Below are 11,924 nucleotides of genomic sequence, written 5' to 3'. Positions count from 1 at the left end.
CGACTTCGCCTCTTTTTGAGAGGGCAAGAATGTCGCTGACGAGATCATCGATTCGAGTGAGTGATGCTAAGACCCGCTCCAATTCAGGACTCTCGTGCTGTTCATGGGCAATCTCAGTGTATCCGTACGCGATCGAGAGTGGGTTCCGAATATCATGTGTTAAGATGTCGGCGAACTCATTCAGCCGGTCCTTCTGCTCTTGAAGTTGGGACTCTCGCTGTCGCTGCTCGGTGACATCCCGAATGATGCCAGTAAAATACTGTTCACCATTGTGTTCGTGTTCACGAAGGCTGATAAGCGTCGGAACTTCGTGTCCGTCCTTGTGCAACGCCGGGAGCTCGATACCATCCCAGTCGATATTGCGCTCTCCTGTCGCCACATACGAGGCTAATGCAGCCACGTGGACTGGTTCTAAGCGCTCTGGGATGATTTTCATCTTTGAACTCCCAATTAACTCAGCGGGTGCATAGCCGAGGATGTCTTCAACGGCTGGATTGGCATACACGATGTTGCTGTCCGAGTCGATCGTCAACATCCCTTCGGCTGCATTTTCGACAAGTGTCTGGTAGAAATCATCAGCGGAAATTGGTGGTGGCTGAGCGTCCTTCATATAAGATCACTACTACTACTAGTCAGTAGTTATGGGTTCTTCAGGATGTTGCTGCGAGACAGACTATGTCTCAGTTGAGGGTTGATTACGATCCGACTCCGGAGTGAAAGGGGAAGAGAGAACCTTCTGACGTGTATCAGGCCAGGCACCCTGAGACACGCCACTGCTGGTGGGTGAGAGGCACTCAGCACGAGTCTGGTCGTTCACGGGAGTATGTAATTAATCTGTCAGGGCTATCCCTGAGATCTCGATAGGAGATTTTGATTGAGACTCGTATTACCAGTACACACCACAATTTCCAGTAAAGAACCTCGGTTTCGGTCTTCTGGCCCGGGCAAAGACGATCTCGGACTCAACTGGGGCCATATATTTTCATCGGGGGAGGCCACCATGCCGTCATTGCGAGTAGTAGCGGGTGTCGTTGATCTCGTTCACGGTAAGCATTGATTTCGACGGGACATCATCCGGACGGTCTGCTGGACGTTCGTTAGTCTCGGTGTGTGCTTTATTTTTGCAGGTCGTAGCGCTCACTCACGGGGGTTCGTGACCGCTGTTACGTGCGTTTCGACGTGTTGAGGGAGTTAACGAGTAGTCGTCAAGCGTGTCGACGACGTTAGCAGGAAACCCTGTGGGGCATTGGTGGTACGGAGACATCATAACCCAACTCGAGTTAACCAACAACGAAGGCCATCAACATCGACTTTGTTGGTTAAGCGAGCCGCGAGGCTCGTTACTCTCCGCAGTCGAGAGTTCACCCCAACACGTCGACGTACGTCGATGCTTCTACCAGCACACATCATGGCGGTCAATTCTCGGGATTCGCCCGCTCGTTCGACTGTAATGGTCAAGTCGCCCGATTCGTAGTCGGCCTCGAAGTCGACGGTGTACGCGTCTGAGTCGTAGGCGGTGTGATAGGCACGATGGCGTTTGAGCGAGCCAGTCGGCTTGAAGTGGAAGAATGCAGCCGACGTGTAGGGTTTGCTCTGCGCCTCAATCTGTGTCTCGGCAGACGCCAGTAGCGCGATCTGGGGCGTCTCCGTGTCGATACTCGCAGCGAACTCCGTCGCTTCCTCGACGGTTGCTTGCGAATGTGCCGGTGTCTCGCCGGTGAGGACGTTCACCGAGGTTTCTGTGTCGTCGGTGAACAGGACGTCTTCGAACGTGTGTGTCCCGAGGATCGCCTCGAAATCCAACTCGCAATCATGGAATAGATTATCAGTTGCTTCTTGGTTCATCGAATCACGAGCCTACGGCGGGGCTCACCCATTCTGTCCCTGATAAATAGCGGCTGCCACGAAACAGATCGAACTATAGTAGAATTTGGAAGTCTTTGCACCCTATGACGACGTAATCTGCTGCTATCCATCGCTTTTCACCCTTGCGTCAAGAGAGATGAGCAAATACTTCTGGAGATTACTATAGGAGGGTCTATTGAAATCCTCAGGGCATGATAGATGTTGCGTGCTGAATATGAAGGGTGAGCCTTGTTTAGACGCTTCAGAAGACGTCCATTAGTGGTGAGTTGGGAGGACAGAATCCACCTGTGAATGTCTCTTAGTCCGATATCGGTGTTCCGAGAAAACAAGTAGAAGACAACCTTCCCGGCGTCTAAACAAGATTGAGAGGGTGTATTCAGCAGGAGGTGTCGTTCGACTCTGTCCACCTTGCATTGGAACGTTTGGTACCGCGTTCGTGCAAACTAGCCACTAATGTGTCCAAGCTAATATATCGAGTGTTGCTCTCTAACTAGTGAATGGAACATCCACCGGGTGACGGAGTGGTGCAAGCTGGTATCGATAAAATGCCACACGAAGTGGCGATTGTCGATGCTGATGGCATTATCGTTGCAGTCAATGAGGAATGGCAGCGATTTGCTGATCAAAACGACGGGGAGCATCCGGAATACTGGGTCGGGGAGAATTACTTCCAGATCACCCAGCAAGCAGACGATGTCTTAGCTGCTCCAGACCTTGCACAGCGGTTAGAAGCGATCGTTGCCGGTGACGCCGACCAACTCCAATACGAGTACTCATGCCATTCTCCCGACGAACAGCGGTGGTTTCGGCTTGACGCTCGCCGATTCTCCCACGGCCGCCAGCCATTCCTCATAATCATTCATACGAACATCACCGAGCAGAAACTCGCGGAGTTACGTGCCAAAGCCCGTGCCGAGCAACTCGAAACCGTCATCGACGTGTTGCGACACGATCTCCGTAATCCATTGAATATCATTGACGGCTACGTCAAGATGCTTGCTGCCAACATCGGCGAACGTGAAGAGATATCGATAATTCGCCAAGCGATTGTACGCATCAACGAGATCAGTGAGAACTTGTTTGCGTTCTCCAAATCCAGCGCGCTCACGGAAGTGTCACCAGTATCAGTCGACTACTTAGCGCGGACAGCGTGGCAGTCCATGGTGACAGAGGAGGCGACGCTTCTGCTCGAAGACTCACATCGAATTATTGGCGACAGGCGGTTACTCCTGCAACTGTTTGAGAACCTGTTTCGGAATGCGATTGAACACGCTGGCCCGACATGTACGGTGCGGGTTGGCGTACTTCGGGATGGGTTCTACGTAGAGGATGACGGGACGGGGATTCCGGAAGCCATGCAGAGGAAAGCAATCGGGGCAAAATATTCGACCACAGGAACGATCGGGTTAGGGTTGTCCGTCGTTCAAGCGATTGCCCGAGGCCACGACGGTGAACTCAGTATTCAAGAGTCAAGTACTGGCGGAGCACGCTTCGAACTGACCGGCTTCGAGATGCCTCCAGAACCACCACCCGGATCTCCCGACTAGCGTTACGAGCGTTCATTGATTTCGCTGTTTGTTAGGCGGGTCCGAGTGATTGACTTGCGCCCTCTGTTCAGCACGGCCTCAGCAAATGATCAGCACCTGAGGATTTCAACAGAACCAACTCGGAGTGGTTCAGGCTCGCTTCCTGAAGGGTGATTCTCCGGCCGAAATGAGCAGCTCCTGTCGGTCGCCGACCCGCTCAGCGAGCTTCGGTTTCAGATGCTGTCTCCCCGTCGACGGCTGTCTCGAGGCCATCGGCAAGCTCTGCGAGGAGCTGTTTCGCCCACTTGGAGTCGGTGTCTTCGCCACCGAACGGTGACTCAGCCGAGATTCGGTGCTTGATCTTCAGGTTCACTGCGCCCCAATGGCTGTAGTGGAGCGTGTACTGTCCGTCTGTGCGTTCGTACGCAACGAGTGCGCGGTAACCCATCGAGCAATCACCTCACGAGGCGACCGCGACTGGATCGCCCCGCACCCCTCCCGGGGGACGAACAACGCTACTCGTCGATCAGGTCGGGGGAACTGAGGTCCGCGTGGAGGACTTTGCCGTCGCGAACGACGTACCGCTTCGCCAGCACGGGAAAGCGGCACTGCGTCAGCTATGATCGGAATAGTGTCTCTGAGAATAGGGGGACACCAAGTTCACCACTCGAGTTGCGACGGTTACGTCTCACCAAGTGCGATCACAGTCCCGTCTGACCCAGGGAGGAAGATCGCCTCAGGAGTCACAATTGGGCGGCCAGCACCTTCTAGTGACGTTGTCCATTGTTCTTCTCCGGTTTCTCGTGATAGGGCGATAAGTTGCTCCTCGCTCGGGATGAGCACAGTACTGCCGGTTACAGTCGGTGTTCCAACCTGCTTTCTGGTCGGTTCGTATCTCCAGGATTCCTCTCCGCTCCAGTCAATCGCATAGAGTGTGTTCCCGGCGGATACGTACACGTGCTGGTCATCGACTGCGATCGGTCGCACCCGTCCATCAACGACGTTGAATGACCACTGACGCGTCCCATCAGTATGGAATGCGGTAACGAGATGATGACTCTGCACGATAACGCCCTTTGGATGTGCGACTGGGCCACCAGTCACGGCCTGTGTAGATTCTTTCCACTGTGTCTCCCCTGTTGTGGCGTCGAGTGCGACCACGCCAGTTTTCCCCGACTGGGAGCCGAGATAGAGCGTCTCATCTAGGGCGGCAGCTGGTTCCGTGAACGTTCGTCCACCAGTATCAGCATCTACGTGGTGGGACCACCGTACAGAACCGTCCGATATCGATAGTGCGTGGACGCGACCGCGCCAGTCGGGCACGTAGACGAAACCGCTTGCAATCGTCGGTGCGGCAGTGAGTCTGGCGTCAATATCAACGAGCCAGTCCTCGTCACCGTATCGTGTTTGGAAGCAGACGATTCGTCCCTGTTCAAGCGCTCGCTGTGCAGTCACTACGATATGATCACCACCCACGGCAGGTGGTGCGTTCGGCTCCGACCGAAGCGGCACTTGCCACCGTTCGTCACCCGTTGCTGCGGACAGCGCATGGATTCGATATCGGTGACGTGCCGTGTCGGAGATCCCGTCGACAGGGACATACAGTTGCCCATTGGAGACAGTAGGCGTTCCAGCTGCCCGGGTCTGATCAAGTTCACTAATCCAGACTGTCTCCGGATCAGTCGGACCCGCAGCAATACGTCGGGTGTGACCGACGTTTCGACCGACCATCGTCCACTCCCCTGTGATGTCGCCAAGGTTTCCCGAGGGAGGAGACTGCGAGAGACAGCCAGTAAGAGCGATACATGATGCTCCAATCGTTGTGAGCACTTGGCGACGTGTATGAGAGGGCATAGTGACTGGATTACGCAGCAGATACGTAAATTCCAGGGAGCTGGGTAAATTCGGTTCGTGCTGTTCTATCTCCCAATCGGCTCCGGGGAACTGAGGTCCGCGTGGAGGACTTCGCTGTCCCGAACGACGTATCGCTTCGCCAGCACGGGGAAGCGGCACTTCGTGAACCTCGCTGTCTGGATATCGAGTTCCTCGTCGACTTCGAGATGGTCGGCAAGTTCTCGCAAGAATTCGTGGGTCACAATGCCGCTCTCGTAGTCCAGGAGGCCGTTCTCGCGCGCGTCGTACACTTCGAAGTCGTCGTATCCCCAGATGGTGAGCTCTCCGTCTTCGGTAACCTCCCAGTCGAGCGTCCCGAAGCAGTAGCTCTCACAGAGCTCGCGGACTGCCTGTGGATCCGATACGATCGCGCCGGTCGACGTCGTCGCAGCTTGCAGTGTAGCCATATCTGGATTTCACGGGGTCGCCCCCGTACCCCTCTTGGGGGCGATAAACAGACGCGAGAAGCCCCTCGCTTGGCGTGGTCGGGGACTCTAGTCAGGAGTCTGCGTGGGCGTCCGCCCCGGCTCCGTCGCCCGGCCACATGAGAAAGCTCACCTCTTCCAAGAGATCTCTCGCGGTCTCGACTCGCTCTCGATCCGCCTCGTCCAACTGGTCGACGTCGAGCCGGTTGAGATTGCTGAGGACACGGTGCATCCGGTACCCTTGCTTGAACTGTTGGTCCATCGGAAGCGCGTCGCCGCTCGCTGGCGCGGAAAGACTCCCAACCGGGACTGGCGTCGGGGTTGGAGGAGGTAAGATCTTAACCAACGAAACTCGGTGATACCCGCAGGCTGTTGGTTAATCAATACCCAGTACTAGTGCTACTCGAGACTAGGGCCGTAGCGATCAGAGCCACACACCCGGCACTTCCAGATCTGCTGTCCCGTCCACGCCTCATCCGGGATCGACTCGTGGGCCTTGAACCGAGACTTCGTGAACCCCGGTCGGTTAACTAGATCAGCGAGCAGGCCGCGCCGCCTGGAGCACGACCAACGAGGAGCACCAGGCGCTCGTCGACCAGGGCCAGCTGCGCCGCGTCGAGGCCGGCGAGACGACGCGCTACCAGCCGGACTACACGCGACTGCTCTTCGAGGAAATCCGCACGCTCATCGAGGAGAACACGCGCGAGGAGTTGCGGAACGAATTGGTCGCGATAGCCGAGGAGATCGAGGAGTGGCAGGCGACCTACGACGTCGAGACGTGGGAAGAGCTCGAACAGTCGCTCGCCGACGGCGACCTCGCAAGTGGCGAGCTTCGCGAACGCCGCGACGGTATTGGACGTTGGGAGGAGTACCAGGAAGACCGCCGACTCATCAAGCACGCGTTGGCACTCTACTCGGATGTCGAAGCCCCTCGCGAACAGATGATCGATGTGGCTGACCGTGGCACAAACTAATTTTCGCGGTCGTCGAACCTGCGGGTGTCATAGGGCGACACAGCTATTCGTCGGACTGCTCGCCCAGCTTCTCTCGAAGCTCGACCGCGGCCTTCTCGAAATGTTCCGCGAGGAGCGGCGTTCCCGATGTCGCCCGCTCGTCGAGGAATGCGACGGCGTCAGTGATTGCATCAGCGTCCCGTTCTGCGGTCGTGACACAGTCGACATACCCGTCGAGTGCCCGACTGAACGCACGCGAGAAGTGGTCGTACGCGCCGTCGACGCGCTCCATGTTGTCGTCGAGCGACTCAACGAGTGCCCGGTAGACGGTCGCCGCCGACGCGTCCCGCTCCTGCTCGCGGTACTCGCTCGCGAGATCGAACCACTGCGTGAAGTCGATGGGCTCGAAGACGACGGGGTACTCAGGGTTCGTTTCTTCGAACCGCCGGTCGATCGCGGTGCGATGCTCGTCGACCGACTGGCTCGTCGGCTCGCCAACGCGGGCGAGAAACCGATCACGGAGATCCGTATTGGTCGCGAGTTCGTCACGCAGGAACGCGCGGAGTTGGTCGGCGTCGGCACCGTCAAGTGTGGCGTCAAGTCGATCGCCTTCGTCTGCAGGTGGGTCGTCGACACACCAAAGCAACACGGCGACGACGTGCTTGCATGCTCCCGGCCCGTCGTACGGACAGTCGCACCACGGGGCAAACCCGTTGGTGGCGAGGTCAACACGGACATCGTACTGACGGCTGCCGCTCACGACTGCGGTTACAGTGGTGTCGATGCGGTGAATTCCGTGGATACGGCCCTCCTCACGGTATCGTTCGCCGCGTTCGAAGACTGCGTCCGTGCAGATGTCCCGGACTGCGTCCTCGGTTACATCCATCTTTACGGTGGGTTTGACGCACTATTCAGCCGATCCAGTGCATCATCCTCGTACGCTGTTCGCCACATTGCATGGACGGCACGCGTCACGAGTGACACCTCGGTCACGTCGATACAGGACGGTTCCGCGTCCATCGTCGCGGCCTCGGGCGGCGGGTGGAAATGGATCTCGGGGGAGTGTGTGTTCGGATGGCGATCGAAGCGCCAGTTGACGTCGTTGCTATCGACGTAGTGGAACGAATACATCCCCAGTTCGCTCCACTGGATATCGAGCCGAGCGTTCTCGGCGTCGCCCAATCCATCGCTGAGACTGATCTGCAGTTCCGTAGGGGCGACGACATCATCATACGCCGTTTCGTCGACGAGCGGCTCAAGTTCGAGCCAGAGGTCACGAATCCGCTGGAGTGCCGGAAGATAGATCGGCCCGAACTCGCCGGCGCGGTCGTTACCGTTCATACAGCGAGCTGGTGGCTGGCCTCGTCGTAAGCGAGCGCGGCTTGGGCGACGGCAAGGTTCTGTCGTGTCGTTCGCCACGCAGTGAGGTCGTCCCAGCCGTCCGTCTCGCCGGCGTCGAGTTGCTGGACGAGTTCCTCCGGTGACACCACGTCGTAGCGGTCCTCGTAGCGCCGGATCTCGGCCTTCATCTCCTGGATGCTGTCGAGCAACTCGGGTCGAGTAACTTCCTCACGCAGCTCGCGGATCCGCGACATCAACACCCGGTCGCTGTTGCGCTTGTACAGCGTTGTTTGGCCGTCCTGTTCCGTCTCCGCGAACCCGGTGTTCACGAGCGACTTGCAGTGGCGACGCGCCGTCGGCTCGCTCACGAGGGCCCGCTCGGCGATCTCGGCTGCCGATTGCCCATCGTGGGTTTGTTCGACGATTTCGTACACCCGCTCGAACGGAGTAGTGTCGTCTTTCCAGTCCGCCTTGACCTGCTCGTTGACGTCGTCCCACGTCTCGGTCATACTGGATGCTACGCAGTCTAGGAACAAATAGTTTTGTGGGGTAATTATCTAACGGTAGTAGGTGTGCAGGTGCGTTGTCAGGCTACCTGCTCCTCTAACGTCTCGTGATGCGTCCGGACAGTCGTTGGCGTGACGTTCCCTGTTTCCGCGACGTCACTTTGCGTCAGCCATTGCCCCTCCTCGCGACCGGCCTTGTAGAGGCAGGCCGCTGCAAATCCGGCTGGATGGACGCCGGTCGTGACGCCACGCTCCTCGGCCTCCTCCGCGAGGGTTCGGGCCCGCTGTCGGATTTCGTCTGGACACTCGAGGTCCGACGCAAGGCGGGGCACGAACATGCTGGAGGAGACGCGGTCAAAGCTGCTTCTGACCTGTTTTCTAAGCCCGTGGTGTTGTTGTTCGAAGCTGGTTCGTATCCCCTTGATTGACCTAACGCTGAAGAGAGTTGGTGTCGAAAACTGTGACAATAATGATTCGTGAGCGGTCTCCGGAAATAGATCTTCATTCAGTTTCTGAGGAATTGGAGTCGGTCTCTGAGGTACTATCTGCGACGCTTGATAGAGGCGGTTTAGTCGTCGAGCTGGAGGACCAGTCTCTCCGGGTGATCCCTACAGATCGTTTCCATTCGGCGGAGGGAGAGCCGGAAGACACGGACAATGTGCTGTATGCAACTAAAAACGGCTTTATCGAGCTCAGTGAGGAGGGATTCTTTCAGTACGAACTTTCGGACTCCACGGACCACAGCATACTGCTAACCCAGATCGTTACCGGAGAAGGAAGCTCCAGAGGGATAGATTCGTTTGAGATGATGGATTTGCTTGCTGATGCAGGCTATTTGCCTCCTTACACTCCGGAGCCTCTGAGAGAACTGATGGCGGGTTGGGCCGTTTCAGAGAAGGACTATTCAGTGCTCGATATAGCTGCGGGAACAGGATCTCTAATGCAAAAAGCCGCTGAATACACAGAAGGCTCGAAATTGGTAGGCATCGAAATCGAACCACTATACGCTGATTTAGCCCGTAACAGGCTAAAAGAGAATGAGAACGCCGAAATAGTTACTCAAGACTTCTTTGAATGGCAACTACCTGGGACATCTTCAGGTGACGAGGAGGCGGAGAAGTTTGATGCGGTCATTGGCGACCCGCCCATGGGAAGGCTGTTCCACGTCAGCCCAGAAAGACGTGAAAGGATCCAAAAATGGGCTCCTGGCAGAGGAAAGATCGCTTCAGCAGCCTTTGTCACTAAATCTGTTTCACACCTGAAAGAGGGTGGTAGAGGGGCGTTCTTGCTTCCGAAAAGTGCATTGAAGCAGGGCTTATTAGAGGAGTTGACTGAAAGCTGCGGGATCCACCGGGTAATTGAACTGCCTGTTGGTCCGATAGGCAGTGCTCGTTCCACGGAGTTGGTACTGCTCACGGTAATCAAGGAAGATAGACCACGAGATGTACGTGAGACAGGGATTGGGAAATTCAATCAGACGGAGTTACCTGAGAACGCTCGGGGATTGTTCGAGCAACCGCTCGACATGATACTCCAGAATCGCTACAACCCCTACAACGTAGAGTTGGTAAAGGCGTCCCACGAGGATTTGGAAGCTAGGAACGTGGTGCGGATCCTGTCGAACCCGCCTATCTATGATATCATCACTTCTGACGGCTTCACTCGTTTCGGCGATCTCTCAGGTGTCGAGGCAGGAAGCGGGCTCAGTACAGGAAACAACGACTTCTTCTATTTCAGCGAAGAGGAACGAGAGGACTCCGGTATCGATGACAAGTTCTTCCGACCGGTAATCAAGAACCCATCCAGCGAAATCAGGGCTATCACCTCTGATGACATTGATCTGTACCTTCTAGATCTCCAGTCCTACACGGACGAACTCGAATCAGAGGGAGTAGAGATTACTGAAGCTAATGTAGTAGAGGAATTGAGAGAGGATGGCCACAACGAATTGGCAGAGTATATCGAAAATGAACCAAGGCGCTACAACCAGGAGGGCCCGGTATTCGAAGTAGATTATCGGGGTGTGTTCGAGAATCCAGACCTGGTTATCCCTAAGATTTTCGATAACCAGCGTTGTTACAGAGTTGAGGTTGAGGATGCGTTGTTTGATACTGCTATGATCGGATTGCAGGCAGAGACCGATGAGATACGGGATTCTCTGGCTCGGCTATTGAATACGCCGTTGTATAAGGAATTCTTCCAGACGTATGCCGACCCGATAGACTTGGACTGGTACCGGCTCAATTTTGGATCTCTACGAGATATCCCCGTTATCAAGGGTGCCCTGAGCCAGGACCTGTTCAACCGTATGGAGCCGTTCTTCCCTCCCGAGGATGACGGAGACCTGGTCAGTTTGAACCAGCTCTTGATAGAGAGCTGTGAGAGTGATAGTGAGAAGGAATCAATCCGCCGGTACCTTGCGTCCAGAGATGATTTCGCATGGTCCTGGTTTATGACTCCATCTGAGTTTGAAGAGTTTCAACAGTTACTGGAGTCAGATGAGGAAGCAGCCCGTGAGTTCATTGTTGAACGGTTTGAGGAAGAGCTTCTCGACAAGGCTCGGAATACATTCGAGAATATCGGGTTTTTTGAGGATCGGAGTGAGTTGTTGAACGACTTATTGATGGAGTTTGAGCAGGGGCATTACAGAGGTTTTCTTGCTGGTATTGTTCTCCAATTTGAGGGGGTGCTGGGAGATTTAGTGGAAGAAACAGGCGGGGAGATTATCGAGAAGGATCATGAGACGAAATTCAAGATGCCGGGAAGAGGCCGGACCCAGACGAAGAATCTGGGTAGTCTGATATCGCACTTCTTTGATGGCGTATTCAGCACTTTCTTAGATGAGACTGTAAGGCAGAGACGTAACAAGATCGCCCACGGCGACATTATCGAGAACAGCCGCGAGCTCTCGATCTACTTCTTCATATCATTCTATGCACTCTGCAACGCTTCTCTGAACGAATACGTGCGGCTAGCTGAGGAAGATCAAATCGGAGTATCCGTCTGATATCATCCGAGCTGAGCTATCCGTGACAGGAGACCCTTGTTTTGGTTGATGTTGAAGGGGAACCCGTTTTGGAGTGTTTCGTCGGCTTTGATTTGGATGTGGTTGCCGTCTTGTGTTGCGCGTGCTTCGCTGGGTAGTGTGCGGGCGTATTTTCTGACGCTGCTGTAGACGCGGAGTGAGTCGTCGAATTTGGCGATGAGGTTGCCGTTCCGTCTTTTGAATTCGTCGAAGCCAGTTTCGTAGATGTCTCTGGTTGCCATCGTTCTCACCGTGTTCAGGGAACTCGCCAGTACAGCGAGCCCCTCACCCATTGAGGGGACAATAGACTCTACGCGGGAGTGAAGTGCCTATACCGGGCGTAGAAGACCTCCCTCAACACGAGACACCATTTACAGCAAGCAGTCTGC

At 55.6% G+C, this 11,924-nt stretch carries 10 protein-coding genes and 4 pseudogenes; 3 read left to right on the top strand and 11 right to left on the bottom strand.

Annotation, left to right across the window (positions count from 1 at the left end; translation table 11 throughout):
• Together C438_RS05230 and C438_RS05225 are read right to left on the bottom strand one after the other, a co-directional pair.
• Positions 1–610, bottom strand: a 610-nt coding sequence (locus tag C438_RS05230; RefSeq protein WP_239640647.1) for a PAS domain S-box protein, incomplete at its 3' end; no start/stop codon positions are given.
• Positions 611–1,425: 815 nt separating this feature from the next.
• Positions 1,426–1,845 (bottom strand): annotated as a pseudogene (locus C438_RS05225) (hypothetical protein); the annotation flags it as partial.
• Between the two features lie 518 nt (positions 1,846–2,363).
• Here C438_RS05225 and C438_RS05220 point away from each other — a divergent pair.
• Positions 2,364–3,413, top strand: coding sequence for an ATP-binding protein (locus tag C438_RS05220; protein ID WP_152421754.1), 1,050 nt, complete (start codon positions 2,364–2,366; stop codon positions 3,411–3,413).
• A gap of 211 nt (positions 3,414–3,624) precedes the next feature.
• On the opposite strand, the pseudogene C438_RS05215 reads toward C438_RS05220, so the two are convergent.
• The 4 genes and pseudogenes from C438_RS05215 to C438_RS05205 all read right to left on the bottom strand — a co-directional run.
• A pseudogene (locus tag C438_RS05215) lies at positions 3,625–3,840 on the bottom strand (DUF6735 family protein); the annotation flags it as partial.
• 233 nt (positions 3,841–4,073) lie between these two features.
• Complete coding sequence (locus C438_RS19050) at positions 4,074–5,123, bottom strand: outer membrane protein assembly factor BamB family protein (RefSeq protein WP_004968250.1); 1,050 nt, start codon at positions 5,121–5,123, stop codon at positions 4,074–4,076.
• Positions 5,124–5,311: 188 nt separating this feature from the next.
• Positions 5,312–5,692 carry a hypothetical protein gene (locus C438_RS05210; protein WP_004968249.1) on the bottom strand — a complete coding sequence of 127 codons (381 nt, stop codon included), beginning with the start codon at positions 5,690–5,692 and terminating at the stop codon, positions 5,312–5,314.
• 91 nt (positions 5,693–5,783) lie between these two features.
• Positions 5,784–5,972 (bottom strand): hypothetical protein, encoded by a 189-nt coding sequence (locus tag C438_RS05205; RefSeq protein ID WP_004968248.1) that lies wholly within the window; start codon positions 5,970–5,972, stop codon positions 5,784–5,786.
• Positions 5,973–6,184: 212 nt separating this feature from the next.
• Here C438_RS05205 and C438_RS20155 point away from each other — a divergent pair.
• A pseudogene (locus C438_RS20155) lies at positions 6,185–6,684 on the top strand (DUF7342 family protein).
• 43 nt (positions 6,685–6,727) lie between these two features.
• On the opposite strand, the gene C438_RS05195 reads toward C438_RS20155, so the two are convergent.
• The 4 genes and pseudogenes from C438_RS05195 to C438_RS05180 form a co-directional block, all read right to left on the bottom strand.
• Complete coding sequence (locus tag C438_RS05195) at positions 6,728–7,549, bottom strand: SWIM zinc finger family protein (protein ID WP_004968246.1); 822 nt, start codon at positions 7,547–7,549, stop codon at positions 6,728–6,730.
• Positions 7,550–7,551: 2 nt separating this feature from the next.
• The gene (locus C438_RS05190; protein WP_004968245.1) at positions 7,552–8,004 is read right to left on the bottom strand and encodes a hypothetical protein; all 453 of its coding nucleotides are present in this window, start codon (positions 8,002–8,004) and stop codon (positions 7,552–7,554) included.
• The gene (locus C438_RS05185) at positions 8,001–8,513 is read right to left on the bottom strand and encodes a winged helix-turn-helix domain-containing protein (RefSeq protein WP_004968244.1); all 513 of its coding nucleotides are present in this window, start codon (positions 8,511–8,513) and stop codon (positions 8,001–8,003) included. Before C438_RS05185 ends, C438_RS05190 begins: the two co-directional genes overlap by 4 nt.
• A gap of 77 nt (positions 8,514–8,590) precedes the next feature.
• Positions 8,591–8,860, bottom strand: a pseudogene (locus C438_RS05180) (transcription initiation factor IIB family protein); the annotation flags it as partial.
• A gap of 119 nt (positions 8,861–8,979) precedes the next feature.
• On the opposite strand from C438_RS05180, the gene C438_RS05175 reads away from it, so the two are divergent.
• Positions 8,980–11,517: an HsdM family class I SAM-dependent methyltransferase gene (locus C438_RS05175; protein WP_004968242.1), complete on the top strand. Its 2,538-nt coding sequence runs from the start codon at positions 8,980–8,982 to the stop codon at positions 11,515–11,517.
• A gap of 2 nt (positions 11,518–11,519) precedes the next feature.
• Here the strand turns inward: C438_RS05175 and C438_RS05170 are convergent, their stop codons facing one another.
• Complete coding sequence (locus C438_RS05170) at positions 11,520–11,828, bottom strand: hypothetical protein (protein ID WP_004968241.1); 309 nt, start codon at positions 11,826–11,828, stop codon at positions 11,520–11,522.
• Positions 11,829–11,924: the final 96 nt, after the last annotated feature.

The sequence above is a fragment of the Haloferax denitrificans ATCC 35960 genome (genome assembly GCF_000337795.1).
Classification (GTDB): domain Archaea; phylum Halobacteriota; class Halobacteria; order Halobacteriales; family Haloferacaceae; genus Haloferax; species Haloferax denitrificans.
This window is presented reverse-complemented; position numbering and strand designations above follow the sequence as displayed.